Annotated in this window: 14 protein-coding genes; 8 read left to right on the plus strand and 6 right to left on the minus strand. The window is 50.3% G+C overall.

Annotated elements, in window-relative coordinates; all coding sequences use genetic code 11:
- The first annotated feature begins 60 nt into the window (after positions 1 to 60).
- Both ACNQKP_RS06110 and ACNQKP_RS06115 read left to right on the plus strand, forming a co-directional pair.
- The gene (locus ACNQKP_RS06110) at positions 61 to 1,158 is read left to right on the plus strand and encodes a hypothetical protein (protein WP_417863496.1); all 1,098 of its coding nucleotides are present in this window, start codon (positions 61 to 63) and stop codon (positions 1,156 to 1,158) included.
- Complete coding sequence (locus tag ACNQKP_RS06115; protein WP_417863498.1) at positions 1,158 to 1,541, plus strand: DUF333 domain-containing protein; 384 nt, start codon at positions 1,158 to 1,160, stop codon at positions 1,539 to 1,541. The genes ACNQKP_RS06110 and ACNQKP_RS06115 overlap by 1 nt, the downstream gene beginning before the upstream one ends.
- A 79-nt stretch (positions 1,542 to 1,620) precedes the next feature.
- On the opposite strand, the gene ACNQKP_RS06120 is transcribed toward ACNQKP_RS06115, so the two are convergent.
- Together ACNQKP_RS06120 and ACNQKP_RS06125 are read right to left on the minus strand one after the other, a co-directional pair.
- Positions 1,621 to 2,025, minus strand: a complete 405-nt coding sequence (locus ACNQKP_RS06120) for a hypothetical protein (protein ID WP_417863499.1) — start codon at positions 2,023 to 2,025, stop codon at positions 1,621 to 1,623.
- Between the two features lie 242 nt (positions 2,026 to 2,267).
- On the minus strand, positions 2,268 to 2,765 hold the full coding sequence (locus ACNQKP_RS06125; protein WP_417863501.1) for a chemotaxis protein CheW: 498 nt from the start codon (positions 2,763 to 2,765) through the stop codon (positions 2,268 to 2,270).
- A 270-nt stretch (positions 2,766 to 3,035) separates the two neighbouring features.
- On the opposite strand from ACNQKP_RS06125, the gene ACNQKP_RS06130 reads away from it, so the two are divergent.
- The 4 genes from ACNQKP_RS06130 (at position 3,036) to ACNQKP_RS06145 (ending at position 9,260) form a co-directional block, all read left to right on the plus strand.
- Positions 3,036 to 5,084, plus strand: a complete 2,049-nt coding sequence (locus ACNQKP_RS06130) for a chemotaxis protein CheA (protein WP_417863503.1) — start codon at positions 3,036 to 3,038, stop codon at positions 5,082 to 5,084.
- On the plus strand, positions 5,081 to 5,950 hold the full coding sequence (locus tag ACNQKP_RS06135) for a CheR family methyltransferase (protein ID WP_417863505.1): 870 nt from the start codon (positions 5,081 to 5,083) through the stop codon (positions 5,948 to 5,950). Before ACNQKP_RS06130 ends, ACNQKP_RS06135 begins: the two co-directional genes overlap by 4 nt.
- Before the next feature lie 15 nt (positions 5,951 to 5,965).
- Entirely contained in the window at positions 5,966 to 7,030 is a 1,065-nt protein-coding gene (locus ACNQKP_RS06140) for a protein-glutamate methylesterase/protein-glutamine glutaminase (RefSeq protein WP_417863507.1), read from the plus strand.
- Between the two features lie 124 nt (positions 7,031 to 7,154).
- Complete coding sequence (locus ACNQKP_RS06145) at positions 7,155 to 9,260, plus strand: prolyl oligopeptidase family serine peptidase (protein WP_417863509.1); 2,106 nt, start codon at positions 7,155 to 7,157, stop codon at positions 9,258 to 9,260.
- A gap of 4 nt (positions 9,261 to 9,264) precedes the next feature.
- Here ACNQKP_RS06145 and ACNQKP_RS06150 read toward each other — a convergent pair whose 3' ends face one another.
- Both ACNQKP_RS06150 and ACNQKP_RS06155 read right to left on the minus strand, forming a co-directional pair.
- Complete coding sequence (locus ACNQKP_RS06150; protein WP_011165795.1) at positions 9,265 to 10,026, minus strand: cyclic nucleotide-binding domain-containing protein; 762 nt, start codon at positions 10,024 to 10,026, stop codon at positions 9,265 to 9,267.
- Positions 10,027 to 10,172: 146 nt separating this feature from the next.
- Positions 10,173 to 11,375 carry a poly(A) polymerase gene (locus ACNQKP_RS06155; RefSeq protein ID WP_417863512.1) on the minus strand — a complete coding sequence of 401 codons (1,203 nt, stop codon included), beginning with the start codon at positions 11,373 to 11,375 and terminating at the stop codon, positions 10,173 to 10,175.
- Positions 11,376 to 11,527: 152 nt separating this feature from the next.
- Here ACNQKP_RS06155 and ACNQKP_RS06160 point away from each other — a divergent pair, with 152 nt between their 5' ends.
- Together ACNQKP_RS06160 and ACNQKP_RS06165 are read left to right on the plus strand one after the other, a co-directional pair.
- Entirely contained in the window at positions 11,528 to 12,343 is an 816-nt protein-coding gene (locus tag ACNQKP_RS06160; protein WP_417863513.1) for an alpha/beta fold hydrolase, read from the plus strand.
- 98 nt (positions 12,344 to 12,441) lie between these two features.
- Positions 12,442 to 14,055, plus strand: coding sequence for a DEAD/DEAH box helicase (locus ACNQKP_RS06165; protein ID WP_417863515.1), 1,614 nt, complete (start codon positions 12,442 to 12,444; stop codon positions 14,053 to 14,055).
- Positions 14,056 to 14,141: 86 nt separating this feature from the next.
- Here the strand turns inward: ACNQKP_RS06165 and ACNQKP_RS06170 are convergent, their stop codons facing one another.
- Together ACNQKP_RS06170 and ACNQKP_RS06175 are read right to left on the minus strand one after the other, a co-directional pair.
- Positions 14,142 to 14,804, minus strand: a complete 663-nt coding sequence (locus tag ACNQKP_RS06170; RefSeq protein ID WP_417863517.1) for an ankyrin repeat domain-containing protein — start codon at positions 14,802 to 14,804, stop codon at positions 14,142 to 14,144.
- A 7-nt stretch (positions 14,805 to 14,811) separates the two neighbouring features.
- On the minus strand, positions 14,812 to 16,116 hold the full coding sequence (locus tag ACNQKP_RS06175; RefSeq protein WP_417863519.1) for a D-alanyl-D-alanine carboxypeptidase: 1,305 nt from the start codon (positions 16,114 to 16,116) through the stop codon (positions 14,812 to 14,814).
- Positions 16,117 to 16,139: the final 23 nt, after the last annotated feature.

Here is a 16,139-nt window from a genome sequence, read left to right on the forward strand (position 1 = left end):
ACTAGTAGGCGTCAATTCCTTCGGTGAAAATGGATATATATCCAAACTTCTGAGGGGTTCATGAAACTTCTGGCCAGAGTGATTGTGTTTGTGATTTTCGGACAGTCAGTCGTGGCGGCAACAATGCCGGCCTTCACGCGTTTTGGTGAAGGCTTCACGGCTCAGCCCAAGACCGAGAAAAAAGTCACGATGCCCAAAGTGATGTCCCAGGACACTTTGGGGCTTTGTTATTCTTTTGCCGCCGCCGCGATCATGACTGCGGAAAAATGCCGAATCGAAAAAAAAGATTGTAACAATCTGCCGGACTCAGAGGTGTTTTCCCCGCTGGACGTGGCACGCTTTGGAAATGATCCGGACGGAGAGAATACCTACGAGTCGTCTTACCGTGGTATTCGCGAGGGCGGTCCGGGGGCTTTCACTTTGGAGGTGGCGGCAACGTTTGTCGGCAACTCGGCTTCTCAGCAGTGCATGTCTCTGGATAAAGTTCTGACAAAAATCGGCGGAGCGCAGATGGGGACCGAGGCTCAGGTGGCGGCGTTCAAGCGTTTGCGCAAAAAATACGATGAATACCGCAAGATTGATCAAAACTGCCAGACCTGTCTGTCTGATTTTTTTGCCACGGCCAAGACCGAAGTGGATAAGGATTTTGCTGTCGACACAGATCCGGCTAGATTGCTAAAGGCTTTCAGCGAAGAGACCTATGAAAAGTTCTTTGACCGACTTGTGACCCCGAAAGAATGTGCTCGGGCCAAGAATCGTGCTTATTTTGAAGGAATGGGCTCCACTGAGATAAGTCTGTTTCCCAAGAAGGGGCAGAAGGCCAATTATGCGAACTCTATTGCAGAGATTAAAAAGCAATTGTCTGCCGGGCATCCCATACTGCTTTCAAATATTTGTCTGAATGAAAAATACTCCGATGACTGTCCCGTTCCGGGTGTTGAGGGTGGAAACAAACATGCGGCGGTGATTTCGGGTTATCGCCGCATGTGTGACAAAGCCAACAAGTGCTATGATGCACTTCAGATTCATAACAGCTGGGGGCAGGCGTGGCAGGACACTTATAACGGTGGCTGGGTCGATGCTGAAACGCTGTTGAACTATACGGGATATCCCGAACAAATGCTGGCCTGGCTTTCAGACAAACCAAAGGACAAATAATGAAAATGCTTGCGATGATTTCAGTTTGGATTTTGGTGGTATCGGCAGCCTTTGCTGATCTGAAGATTTATGATGGCAAAGTATATAAGCCGTTGAAGGTGCAGGAATACCAGAAATTGAAATTGTCAGTGGATTGTTTTAAGGGAAAAACCCCAAGTTGTGACGCGTGGAAGGCCGCTCAGAAACAGGCCCCTCGCGCAAATCTGCCTCAAGCCCTCGCGGGAAATCCCGCTGCCAGATATTGTCTGGATGCCGGGGGCGAAAACCGCATCGCCAAATCAGACAAGGGTGCCGAGTTTGACTATTGCCTGTTTAAAGACGGCTCGATGATCGAAGCCTGGGGACTTTATCTGAAGTTTAATCCCGTCAGCGAAAGAAAATAAAAAAGCCCCGGGGAATTCCAAGGGCCTTTAATGAACGCCGATTTACGCGGCGTTTATGCAAATGTAAGCAGGTACCTTTTTACTTAATGGAAACTTCGCACTGGAAGGTGCCGATTTCGGTTTGTTCGCCCAGACCCCACCAGTAAACTTTGGCAGTGTGGTCTACAACGTTGATAACCAGTTCGAATTCGTAGGAAGCTTCAACCCAGAAATCATAACGAACTTCAGTGTCAGATGCAGCGCTGGATTCACGAGCCAATGCCGGACCGTTTTTGTCCAGAGTGGAAACAGAGTAATCACCAACATTCAAAGACCAGTTCTTCGCGTCTTCGATCAGAAGAACAGTTGGGTTTTTTTGGATGTTGAAATCTTCAGAAACATCCGGGCTCTTGGAAAGTTTGGTAGCTTGGCAGTCAAAAACTCTCTGGCCGGCGAAAGACAGGCTGGAGAAAAGCATCGCAGTCACAAAAAAGATAGATTTCATGATTTTGTCCTTTGTTTAATGGCGTCTTGCTATCTCGTTTAGGGCGAAAAGTCTTTGATTTTATTGTTTGATTTCTGAAAGTGAAGAATTTGCCCAAGTCCAAGATGGAACCTGGCGGAGCGGGCGAGGGTGCGGGACACGCGTAAGTATTCGTTTTTAGGTGATTTTGGCGGGTTCTTGAAAAGCAAAACCCGCGGGCTTTGGACCCACGGGTTTTGTATTGGAATCTTTTAAAAAAGCTCTTAAGCGGCTTTGGCTTCGTCGTTGTGAGAGAACTGCGCCATCTGACCCATCTGGTCCTGATTGAATGCAGACACAATATCCACAAGGATGACGACTTTGTTGTCGACTTTACCCATACCACGAACAAAAGACATTGCGTGTTCGTTGCCAAGAACCGGGGATGGTTCGATTTGGTTTTCCTGAAGGTCCACAACCTCTTTTACGGAGTCCACGATCATGCCCACTTGACCGATTTCAGTATCGATCACAATGATGCAAGTGTCGCGGGTTGTGTCCTGGGACTGCATCCCGAATTTAATACGCAAATTCACTACTGGAATGATCTTTCCGCGAAGATTCATCACTCCTTTTACATAATCTGGAGTGCGAGGCACCGGCGTGATTTCGCCGAACTGATTGATTTCGCGCACTGTTTCGATGGCCACGCCATATTGCTCTGCCATCAATTGGAAAGTTAGATACTGACCGGGTTTTGCTTTCAAGGATACATCGCTCATCGTATTACGCCTTTCAAAGTCGTGATTAAAAATCTTAACAACAGACTCTTCGCGAAAAAACCAAGGTGACTTAAGTGGATTTCTCGGTGGGATGGAAAAAATAATATTCTCGGATATTTGTTGGCTCATATTGGGACAATGGTCTTGTCTTTCATTAATTCTTTACACCAGAGGGTGGATTGGTTCTCATTCTGGACCAAGGGTCTAAATAGCTCAGATGTTCGATCACCGATACATCAATGTGATTTTCTAATCTCTATGGAGCGCACAATGAGCGGTGACAATTCTTTCTTTGAAGAACTACAAATGGATTTCCTGAACGAATCCGCATTTATGCTGGAGCAGTACGAGGAATACATGATGAGGCTGGAAAACAGTGAAGATCCAGCGAAAGACCTGACAGATATCTTCCGGGTGGCCCATTCCGTAAAAGGTGGTGCTGCCGCCGTCGGTCTTGCAGACTTGTGCAAATTTGCCCACGTGATGGAAGACCTTTTGGATCTTCTGCGTTCGCGTCCTGAGCTGGTGAATTCCACGGTGATTTCTTTGTTGTTGCAATCCGGTGACGAACTGAAGAATCGCGTGGCGGCCCTTCAGCAGCAACAGGGTGGTCCTTGGGATCCATCCGCGTTGACCGCGGAACTGATTGCGATCACGGAGCAGCTTTCCGGGAAAGCCTCCAAGCATGCTCATGCTCCGGCGCCATCCGCAGATGAACCCAAAGTGGAAGCTCCGGATGACTTCTTTGCCCAGGCACCTGTCGCGGAAGCATCTGCGGGAGCTGAAGACGACTTGATCAATCATGATCTGCTGGCTGAACTGCTGGCTCAAATGTCTCCTGAAGATCAGGCTGAATTCCATGCCAAAGAGGCGGCAGAGGCTGCACTTAAAACGGCCATTGCAGAAGCGGCCCCGGTGGCGGAAGCAGAGCCAGTAAAAACGGCTCCGGTTCTGAAAGTGGTGGAAACACCGGTTGAAGCTCCGGCACCAGCTGCAAAAGCAGTTCCAGCTGCGGCACCCAAACCAGCAGCGGCGGCAGCCGCATCTGGAGGTGGTGGTAATAACAAGAATGCCAAGAATGCGACCAGCGCCATCAAAGTTGACACCGGTCGTGTGGATTCGGTTCTGGATGCTGTGGGTGAGCTGGTTGTATTGAAAAATCAGCTGGTGCATGACGAAACAGTTCGCAGCGGTGTGAATCTGCGTCTGGAGGCCATTGTTGATCAGCTCGACAAGGCTGTTCGTGAATTGTATGAAAAGACTTTGAGCATCCGCATGACCCCGCTGAAATCCATGTTCATCAAGATTCAGCGTATTGTGCGTGACGTGTCTTTGACTTTGGATAAACCAGTGGACCTGCAACTGATCGGTGAAGAAACCGAGGTTGAAAGAACCGTGTTCGAGCTTTTGGGCGATCCTTTGGTTCACTTGGTTCGTAACTCGATGGACCACGGGGTGGAAAAGAAGGAGCTTCGTCAGGAGCGCGGTAAACCCGCAACGGCGAAAGTCACCGTGTCGGCGAAACAATCCGGCGGTAACGTTATCATCGATATTTCAGACGACGGTGGTGGTATCAACCGTGACAAGGTTCTGGGTAAAGCCATTGAAAAAGGCTTTGTGCCCGCAGGCGTGGACCCGGCGTCCATCCCTGATGAACAGGTGTTCCAGTACATCTTCTATCCGGGCTTCTCGACTGCTGACAAGATTTCGGATCTGTCCGGTCGTGGTGTGGGGCTGGATGTGGTGAAATCCAATCTGGATAAAATCAACGGTAAGATCAATATTTACTCCAAGGCCGGTCAGGGAACGACGTTCCGTCTGACGATTCCTCTGAGTACTGCAATCACTGACGGTATCATCGTGGCTTTGGATGGCGCTCGTTACATTCTGCCGATTCATTCGATCCGCGAGATCGTGCGTGTCCTTCCAAAGGACTACACGAATATCTCCGGCGCGGGGAAAGTGGCCAGCATCCGTGGTCACTTGTTGCCGGTGATTGATGTTTCTAAAACTCTGGGCTCGATCAACTGGAATCTGAACAAAAAAGACCAGCAATTGGCTCAACGCCGTGAAAACTCTTTGAGTGCCCGTCGTGAGGAAACCATGCTGGTGATCATTGAATCCATGACAGGTCAGATGGCCTTCCCGGTGGACGATGTCCTGGGGCAGGCGCAGGTGGTTGTAAAACCAATCACCACCGGTCAGGACATCCCGGAAGTGGCTGGTGCCGCGATCCTGGGTGATGGCCGTACAGTATTGATTTTGGAGCCAGGTGCTCTTGTGAATAACGTTGCTAACGGAAGAGGAATGGCCGCATGACCGCTGTAAAGAAGAACGAGGCCACAGGTGCTCTGTATGACTTTGAAGACATCAAACTTTCGGACAAAATGTTCATGAAGTTTGCTGAGCGCATGTATGACCTGGCCGGGGTGGATCTGCCACTGACGCCAAAGAATCATGCGTTGATCCGCAATAGAATTGTAAAACTGTTGCGTCGTCATTCTTTGAAAACCTATGAAGAATACTGGTCCAAGCTTGAAACCGGTGGCAACGAGATGGTGTCTGAATTCATTTCAGCCCTGACCACGAATATGACATCTTTCTATCGTGAGTCGAATCACTTCGACTTCCTGAAATCCATTTTGCCAGAACTGTCCCGTAAGTTCGGTTCTGATCTGCGCTTGTGGTGTGCGGCGGCCAGTACGGGCCAGGAGCCGTATACGATCGCAATGACGGCGTGTGAAGCTCAGGCTGAAATGCCTTCTGCGAAGCCTCGCTTGCTGGCGACGGACATTGACCTGCAGGTTCTGAAAAAAGCCTCTACCGGCACTTATGAAGAACGCGAAATGCAGGGACTGCCGCCGGTTCAGCGCACCAAATATTTTGAGAAAATTAAAGCTGACGGTGATGAATACTGGAGAGCGAAGGATCAGATTCATAACATGATCCGTTTTGCGCCATTCAATCTGATGAATCCCAAGTACGAGTTCCAGCATAAGTTCCATGTGATCTTCTGCCGTAACGTGCTGATTTATTTTGATGAGCCGACGACAAAACGTGTGATCGACAATCTGGTGTCCTGTTTGGCACCGGGCGGATATCTGGTTCTGGGGCACTCCGAATCAGGCAACGTGAAACATCCGGGTTTGAAGCCGATGTCTCGCGCAGTTTATCAAAAACTTTAATTATAGAAGGCCCTAATGGCACAAAAGATTCGTGTCCTTATTGTTGATGACTCCGCAGTGATTCGTAAACTGCTGGAAAAAATCTTTTCCTCCTGCGCGGATATCGAAGTGGTGGGAACAGCATCGGACCCTTACATCGCCCGCGACAAGCTGGTGGCGCTAAAGCCTGATGTGATGACTCTGGATGTGGAGATGCCTCGTATGGATGGCATCAGCTTCCTGGAAAAAGTCATGCAGCACTTCCCGACCCGCACGATCATTTTCTCAAGTTTGGCGAAGACCGGCTCTGAGACTTACCTGCGTGCTCTGGAAGCCGGCGCGATTGAAATCATGGAAAAGCCGTCCATCGACGTGTCCCAGTCCCTGGAAACACTGTCGGCGGCGATCATTGAGAAAGTAAAAGCCGTGGCGAAAGCCCGCATTAACCCGATTAAAGCGGTGATACCGAATCCGGGCGCTCCGGTTCAGAAGATTGCCAGCACCTCTTTGGCGCGAACGACGCACCAGTTGCTGGCGGTGGCCTCTTCCACCGGTGGTACTGAGGCCCTGAAGGTGTTCTTAAGCGGAATGCCCGCGGATATTCCGGGAACTTTGGTTGTGCAGCACATGCCACCGGGTTTCACGAAATCCTTCGCTGAAAATCTGAATAAAATGTTCCCGTTTGAAGTCAAAGAAGCAGAAGAAGGCGATCAGGTTGTGCCGGGTCGTGTTCTGATTGCCCCGGGCAACTATCACATGGAAATCACGCGCAGTGGTGCCTTCTATTACGTGAAGCTGCATCAGGGTCCAGCCCTACACAGTGTTCGCCCAGCGGCGGACTATTTAATGAAATCAGTGGCGAAGTACGTCGGTAAGAATGCCATGGGTGTTGTTCTGACCGGAATGGGCAAGGACGGCGCTGAAGGGCTTTTAGAAATGAAAAATGCCGGTGCTTACACGGTGGCTCAGAACGAAGAAACCTGCGTGGTGTACGGTATGCCGGCCGCGGCGGTGGCACTGGGTGCCGCTGACAAAGTACTGCCGCTGGATCGCATCGCAGGGGATCTGCTGAAGCAACTGCAGACGCGTAACGCCGCTTAGTCCAGCAAAGTTTAAAAAATATTTTACCCAAGCCCGAAGGAAACTTCGGGCTTTTTTATTGTCTTTCTTGCTTCATTCCGCCGTCCGGTTAGAATAAGTCCCTGAAATCCGTCAGGAGACATCAATGAAGTTCCGCAAAAGTTTGATCCTGGGCCCCCTGCTGCTGGTGGCTTGTACGACAACGAATCAACTCAAGAAGGAGTCCCTCATGCACGATCCGTATTTGTGGCTGGAAGAAGTGGAAGGCGAAAAAGCCCTGGAGTTTGCCAAGGCGGAAAACAAACGCACACTAGAGCACTTTCAGCAGAATCCACGCTTTAAAAGCATCGAGCATGACCTAAGAAAGATCATGCTGGCGGAAGACCGCGTGCCGGCGGTGCACCTGAAGAACGGGGAGCTTTACAATTTCTGGCAGGACGGAAAGCACGTGCGCGGCTTGTGGAGAAAAACCACCCTGCAAAGCTATCTGACGTCACACCCGCACTGGGATGTGATTCTGGATGTGGATGCTTTGGCGAAGAAAGAAAATGAAAACTGGGTGTGGAAGGGGGCAAGCACGCTGCCACCGGCGCATGAGAAAGCTTTGGTGTATCTGTCCCGTGGGGGCAAAGACGCCATTGTGGTGCGTGAGTTCAATATGAAGACCCGCCAGTTTGTTGCTGATGGCTTCAGTCTTCCAGAGGCAAAAAGTGGTATTGACTGGAAGGATGACAACACCGTTTATGTGGGCACTGATTTTGGCCCCGGTACGATGACGGATTCGGGATATCCTCGTCTTGTCAAAGTTTGGAAGCGCGGAACACCACTGAGTGAAGCCAAGCTGGTGATGGAAGGCAAGTCCACCGATATGTCTGTTTATACCTACGTGCAAAGAGACGGCGATCACAAGCGTGTCTTCCATTCCATCCGCACGGGCTTCTATTCGAGCGAAAACTGGTACGAAGATGACAAGGGTGTGAAGACGCGTCTGCCGATGCCGACCGATTCCGAGTTCTGGGGTGTTTTCAAAAACAAACTGTTCTTTGAGCTGAAGTCTGATCTGGGAAATCTTAAAACGGGCAGCATCGTGTTCATGCCATTCGATAAAATCTTCGAAGGCGAAAAAGCTCAAGCCTCCCTGAAGGCGATCTTTGTCCCGACCGACAAAAGATTCATTCAAGGCATGAATCCAACCAAAAACCACATCATGCTGCATGTGACAGACAACGTGCTTTCCAAAATCGAAAAAGTGACCTTCACCAATGAGGACACCTTCAAAACCGAGTCTGTGCCTTTGGGTGAAAACGGCATGGCCTATGTCACCTCCACGGAAGAGGAGAGTGATCTGTATCTGGCTCAGTACATGGATTTCTTCACTCCGGTATCGACCTACCTGGGTGATGCGAGTGATGGCAAAAACATGCTCAAGCTTTTGAAGAAATCTCCGGACCGTTTCAACAACCAGGGCATGAAGACCCAGCGTTTTGAGGCCATCAGCAAAGATGGAACGAAGATCCCGTACTTTGTGACTTCCAAGGCAGACATCAAGATGGATGGTAAAAATCCGACGCTGCTTTACGGGTATGGCGGATTCCAGTCGCCGATGCAGCCAAGTTATCTGGGCACGGTCGGTAAAGTGTGGCTGGAACAGGGCGGGGTCTATGTGATTTCCAACCTGCGCGGCGGGGGCGAGTTCGGTCCGGCATGGCATCAGTCCGTGCTGAAAGAAAACCGCTACAAGGTTTATGAAGATAACATCGCGATTTCAGAAGACCTGATCAAACGTGGTTTCACGTCGCCGCAGCATCTGGGTATTTCGGGCCGATCCAACGGGGGTCTGCTGACGGGGGCGACCTTCACGCAGCGTCCGGATCTGTACAATGCGGTGATTGTGGGTGTGCCTTTGCTGGACATGCTTCGCTATCACAAGCTGCTGGCAGGCGCCAGCTGGATGGCCGAATACGGCGATCCGGATGATCCAAAGATGCGTGAAGCCATTCTGAAATACTCGCCGTATCAGCGCCTGAGCAAAGAGGCAAAGTACCCGGAAGTGTTTATCATGACCAGCACCAAGGACGACCGCGTTCACCCGGGCCACGCACGCAAGATGGTGGCACGCATGAAAGAACAGGGGCATCCGGTTTACTATTATGAAAACATGGAGGGCGGCCACGCAGGCAGCGCGAATATCGAACAAGCGATCCTGTGGAACAGTCTTGAGTACACCTATCTTTGGGAAAAGCTGAAGTAGGTTGTCAGCCGGTCAGGGCCTTGTTGGCTTTCTTCAGCCGCAGCGACAGGGTCTTGACCAGAGCTTTTGCCCACGAGGGGCGCGCAAAGATGACATTGTCCAACGAGCCATTCGGAATCGCGATCAGTTCCACTTCCGTGATGGCTTCCACCGTGGCCGATCGGGGTTCGTGATTAAAGTGCCCCATTTCGCCCACGAATTCGCCGGGCAGAATTTCTCCGAACATGATTTTTTCTCCGTCCGGGCCCTCAGAATAGGCGCGCAGGCTGCCTTTTTTAACGATGTAGGCGACCTCGGTCATGTCGCCCTCTTTGAACAGCACATCGCCCGGTTGCAGTTGCTTGAGCTCGTACTGGGCCTGGTTGCTATCGACTTTCGGGGAAATGATTTTTGAAACACAGTCGACCAGGGCTTTTTCGCGGTCGGGTTCTGTTAAAAACTGAATGCGCCCGGAAGCGACTTCGTGTTTGAAAATATCGTGGTCGGCGACATAGGACATGATGATGATCGCAATGTCGTCGTTGTTTTTTTCTTTCAGAATTTTGGCGACGATGTCAAAGCCTGAACCCTTGGGCAGATATTCATCCACCAGCACCGCTTTGGGATGAACGTTGTCCAGCTTGTACTTGGCTTCAAACCACTCAGAGCCATGAAACACAGAGCAGTTTTCAAAGTTTCGATTGAGGGTGTCAGTGCATTTATGGATGCGGGTTTTATCGCCGCTGATAATAAGGAAAGTGTTCTTCTTTTGGTCGTTCCGTCCCATATCAAAAACCTTCCGTTGTTTTACGTGGATTTTTAAGACAATCCACGCTGGGTGACATTGTCTTATTATCAGGCTTTTGAGCGGTGGCTTCAATAGACCGGTCTCAATTCAATCTTGAGTGTATTGAACTGAGACCCTTAGCGGACTTAGTGGTGGGTTTCCTCAGGTTTCTGGCGCGGAGCCGGGCCACGCGAGAACTTTTCATACTGCTGTTCCCAGTAGTGCATCTGAGAAGGGGACAGGGAATAATCCATCTTCGCAAGCTTCATCGCCAGCACGAAGGATTCATTCATCACAAAGGCCGCCTGACGGCGCTCGCCTTTGCGGCTGTAGCTTTCAATCTTGTGCAGGCCCTGCATCAGATACAAAGCCTTGAAGAAGATCGCGATCTCCTGTTTGAAAATACCCATTTCTTCACGCATGAAGTAGGCAAGCTTTGCATCATTGGAAAGCTCGTCATGATTCCAGGGCTCTTCGCCGTACTGGGCTTTCATGAAGGCCATCATAAATCCTGCAAACAATTCAATCGGATCGTTCTTGTCGATGCCGGAAAGATTGATACGCGCCAGATGGATTTCAAAGATTTCCATTTTATGGGCGTCAGCAAACACGGAATGCAGGCCCGGCAGAATCTGTTCCAGAATGTGCAGGTCAAACAATTCCATGAATGCCAGGTGGGGTTCTTTCAGGCGCAGGAATTTCAGCCACTCTTCACGACGGCGCGGAAGAACGGATTTTTTCAGTTCGCTGCTGCATTCAGCAATCGCTGCACGCATCGTGGTTTCAATCGAGAAATGCAGTTTGTGAGAAAGACGGATCGCACGCAAAATACGAATCGGATCTTCGATGAAACGGGCTTTCGGATCACCAATCATGCGCAGGACGCGGTTTTCAATGTCCTGAATGCCGCCGCAATAGTCGATCAGTTTGTGCTGACCCGGATCGTAGAAGACAGCGTTGCAGGTGAAGTCACGGCGAACGGCGTCTTCTTCCACTGTGCCGAAGTAGTTGTCACCTTCGACAGAGTCATCACCTTGATCGGCCAGTTCTTCCTGAGTCACGTTACGGCGGAAAGTTGCGACCTCGAACTGCTGATCACCACGTTTTACAAGAACCAGCTTGAAACGGCGGCCGATGACATAAGCGTTGGGAACTTTTTTGCGCACCTGATTCGGGTGAGCACTGGTGGCGATATCAAAATCTTTCGGATGGATCCCAACAAGCAAATCGCGAACGCACCCACCAACAAGATAGGTTTCAAAACCGGCGTCTTGAAGGTTACGAACAATTCTTAATGCGTAGGAGTCGATCCAGTCCTCGTGGAGCTGGGGTTTTTGCTGGGCAGTCATTGAGGCTGAATCTACATCCCTTCGCATCAAAATTCAAACCTGAATAACAAAAGACCGGAAGGACAAGTCTTTGATCTTAAGTCCTTGAAATAATTGAGGGTCTTTTGAATAAATCAACATGACGTCACCCTCGCCCGGGAGTATAAAAGGGTATGTCTTACCTCAATAATTTCTATCATCTCTTGTATGGTCCCGAAGACGGGCGCAAATGGGTCTTTGTTCATGGTCTGATGGGCTATGGGCAGAACTGGCGCCGGATCATTCAGGGGATTGAGGCGACCGAACGGTGTTTGGCCTATGACCAGCGCGGGCACGGAAGATCCTTCCAGCCGCCCGAGGGTTACAGCCCCGAAGACTATGCGGACGACCTTAAAAAGATTGTGGATGAGTTGGGGTGGGGGAAGTTTGTTCTGGTCGGGCACTCGATGGGGGGCCGTAACGTCCTGAACTTTGCTTCCAGATTCCCCGAGTATGTGTCCCACCTGGTGATCGAAGACATTGGGCCCGAGGCCAATCCCACGGCTCATGAGTATTACGAGTATTTGTTGAATCTGGTTCCCAGCCCTTTTGCCTCCCGAGACGAGGCCAAGCGCTATTTCTTCGAGGACTTTGTCAAAACGGCGAAGACTCGGGAGAACATCCAGGTGATGGCGAACTACTTTTATTCGAATATGGTGGAACAACCTGACGGAACTGTGGATTGGCGGTTTTCGAAGCAAGGCATTCTGGACTCTGTCCGCCTGGGGCGCACGGATGACAGATGGGATGAAGTGAAATCCCTGAAAGTGCCAACCCTGCTGGTTCGTGGAGGAAACTCCAAGGAGCTCAGCCAGGAGAACTACGACAAAATGCTGGCTAGCAACCCTATGATTAAGGGCGTCGTAATATCTGGAGCTGGACATTGGGTCCACTCAGATCAACCTCAGGCCTTTACGGAGGCCGTGAAACTGTTTGTGGGCGGCTTTTAAGCGCCTGCTTTGACATTTGGCTCCCTGCTAAGTAGTTTGGGAGCTTCAGACCGGAGTATAGAAACTTGAAATTCTCAGAATTGAATTTAGATTCCCAATTGTTATCTGCAATCCAGAAATTGAACTATGATGATTGCACGCCGATCCAGGAACAGGCCATCCCGCCGGTTCTGGACGGTAAAGATGTTGCCGGCCTTGCTCAGACCGGAACAGGTAAAACTGCCGCTTTCGTAATCCCAGTGATGGAACGTATCCTTAGAGCCCGCCCAGTTCAGGGTGAAGTGACTGAAGAGCAAAAAGCCCTGATTGAAAAAAGAGCCTACAAAGACTGGAAGCCTCAGAACTTCGTATTGATCCTGGTTCCAACGCGTGAGTTGGCTGAACAGGTTCAGGACAACATCAACAAGCTGAGCGTTGATTCCGGCCTTCGTGGGTTTGCGATCTATGGTGGTACAGGTTACGACAAACAAAAAGAGGCGTTGAAAAACGGTGTTGAATTCATCGTGGCGACTCCGGGCCGTTTGATTGATCTGTACAAAGAACATCTGGTGGACCTGAAGCAGGTTCGTGCAATCGTCTTCGATGAAGCGGATCGTATGTTCGACATGGGCTTCAAAGACGACATGAAGTACATCCTTCAGCGCGTTCCTCGTGAGCGTCAGTTGCTGGTGTTCAGTGCGACTTTGAACTTTGATGTTTTGAACACCATCTATCAGTTCGGTTCCGAGCCGGTGGAAATCAACATCAGCCGTGACCAGGCCAAAGCGGACAACGTGAAAGATCAGATCTTCCACGTGGGCTCTGATGAAAAGCCCCAGCATCTTCTGTCTTTGCTGAAAGTGCACAATCCAAAACAGGCCATCATCTTCACCAACTTCAAAATGAGCGTCGAGCGCATCGCGAAGTTCCTGGTTGAAAACGGTGTTCCTGCCATGGCGATTTCAAGTCTGTTGACTCAAGCTCAGCGCAACCGCGTGATTGAGCAGTTCAAGGCTGAAAATGACATGAACGTGCTGGTGGCAACGGACGTTGCGGCCCGCGGTCTGGACATCAAAGGCGTGGACATGGTTGTGAACTATGAACTGCCGATGGACTCTGAATCCTACGTTCACCGTATCGGTCGTACCGGCCGTGCGGGCACGACGGGGCAGGCGTTTTCTTTGGTGGGCGACAAGGACATCGAGTCTTTGGGGCGCATCGAAGATTATCTGAAACACAAAATCGAAGTCGGCTATCTTGAAAACGACCAGTTGCTGAAAGACTTCAAACCGATGACTTCCAATTTCGACGGTCATTATCCGAAATCTTTGGATCGTGCACGTGCGCCTCGTGAAGGTGGACGTGGTGGTGACAGAGGTCCTCGCCGTGAAGGTGACCGTGGTCCACGTCGCGAGCGTGGTGATCGCGGACCTCGTCAGGATCGTGGTCCGCGTCCAGAGGGTCAGCAGAAGTCTGCTCAAGGCGCAGGTGCTCAGCAGACTCAAGGTGGCGGTCAACGTCCCGACAACCGTCCAAAAAGACAAGAGGGTGGTCCGAAGCGTCCTCACGATGCCAAACGTGGCGAACAAAGACCAAGAAACGACCAGGCTCGCAAGCCGCACGGTCAACAGCAACCGCGCCAGGGGGCTTCTGCGAAGAAGCGTGTGCCAATGGCAGCGCAAAAATCCATCGGCCAGAAGGTCGCAGGATTCTTCAAACGTCTGTTCTCTTAATCAGGTATTTCAAATCCCTGAAAAGCAAAAAGCCTGCTCCATAATGGAAGCAGGCTTTTTTTATGCCCTGAGGGGGTCTTTGCGTCTTATTTCTTTTTCGAAAGAGCTTTTACCGTGTCCTGGTTGGAGGCTTCTTTTGCCACATCCAGAGCGGTCTGACCTTTTTTGTTTTTCACTTTCAGATCAGCGCCTTTTTTAACCAGAAAGTCGATGTCTGCCGGAGTTCCGTAACGAGCCACCGCAAACAAAGCAGTTTCACCCTGCGAGTTGGCTTTGTTCACCAACGCTTTGTTTTTGGAAAGGATCGTTTCAGCCGTCTTTTTGTTGTTCTGGGCGGCACGCATGAACAGAGTGTCACCTTCGTCGCCCGCCACGATGATGTCCACGTTGGCGCCGGCTTTGATCAGCTCTTCAGCCACATCGTAAGCGTCGTTGGTCACAGCGAAAGCCAAAGCGGTTTCGCCGCCGTTGTTTTTCAGCTCCAGATTCACTTTTTTGGAAAGCAGGAACTTGACGATATCCAGATTTCCACCCAGCGCTGCATTCATCAGCGGGGTCATGCCGGTTTCGTCCTGGGCATTCAGATCAATCTTGTTTTTCTGAACCAGGGTTTTCACCTTTGCCAAGTCACCCAGTTCAGCCGCCTCGTTCAGGGCCTTGTTGGATTTTCCTGCCGCCGCGAAAGCCGTTCCATGAAGAAGACCCGCGAGGAAGAAAACCAAGGCTGCCAGCAAATAAGACTTTTTCATACTTCACCTATTTCTTCGCTGTAGTGATAGTGTTCACTTTAGTCAGGTAAGAATATTTATCAAACGGCAAAGGCAATTGTTCTGTGTATTTGATCACTTTCGGTCCGCCGTTTTGATTGATCAACTGGCTGACCTTGTTTTTGATCTGTTGAGAAGCCACACCCCAGTCAGAGCGGGACTTGTCATAATCCGTGTGCATCAGAACCGCGAAGTAAATTTCGCCGTTCTTTGTGGATACAGAGCCCATCAGAGTTTTGGCTTTGTTGACGCTTCCGGTTTTTGCCGTCGTTGAGCCGGCCATCACGCCGCCGTAACCGCCTACGGTGGAGGACTTGTCTTTCGCCGCAACCGCCATCACGTCAGAAAGGTCGTAACCTTTGGCAGACAGGGATTTATCCAAAGAGTAAAGAACCTTGATCATCATTTCGCAAGTGGCTTCGTTGTAAACCGGTTTTGCCACAGAGCCTTCGTTGTTGCCGGAACCATTGTGGAAGACGATGTCTGTTTCATCAGCCTGCATTTTACCGGCGATGTAAGCATTGAAAGCTTCAGTGCCACCCAGATTCCAGAACAGGTTGTCAGCGATATAGTTGTTGGACTGGTTGTTCATGCGCTTCAGGATTGTTTTCAGTGGAGCTGACAACAAGACCATAGTGGTGGCCTTTTCGTTTTTCTGGAACTCAGCTTTTTTCACGAAGCTGACGGTGCGCACGTCAACCTTCGGACGAATGGACATTTGCACGCCAATGCGAGCCGCTTTGGTTTTCAGAATAGTGTAATAGCCTGGATTAATAGCCGTCGCAAAAGAGGACGTCAAAGTCGCACGCACGACAGAGGCCTGTTGTTCAACGGTGTCATATTTAGGTGTCGTTCCGCCGATCATCGGCTTTTCTTCCGCCAACCAAGCCAACAGGAAGTTTTCATCGAAAGTCAGCTTTTCAATCTTGGTGATTTTCATGCGGTTAAGTTCAGAGATCAGGAAATAGGACATGTTGCGCCCAAACAATGGATCTCGGCTGCCTTCGATATGGATATCGTAAGAACCATTTGCAGTTGGTGTGATATGCAGTTTGGTTTGGAAGCGATAGTCAGGACCCAAGCGGTCGATAGCCCACAATGTGGTTACAACTTTGGAGATGGAAGCCAGCGGGAACTTGTCATCTTTATTGTCATCACCCTGGATCTGCTGGGTTTTGGAATTCGCGGCCATATGACACATGGAATTCAGATAAACCTTCGCAGAAGCGGCGGAACTGATTAGAAGCGTACCAACAGTAACGTGCAATATTTTTTTGGCCAAAGCTGGAATCATTACTACCTCTCCTTTGAGACACT

The sequence above is a fragment of the Bdellovibrio bacteriovorus genome (assembly GCF_048286975.1).
In the GTDB taxonomy this organism is placed as follows: domain Bacteria; phylum Bdellovibrionota; class Bdellovibrionia; order Bdellovibrionales; family Bdellovibrionaceae; genus Bdellovibrio; species Bdellovibrio bacteriovorus_H.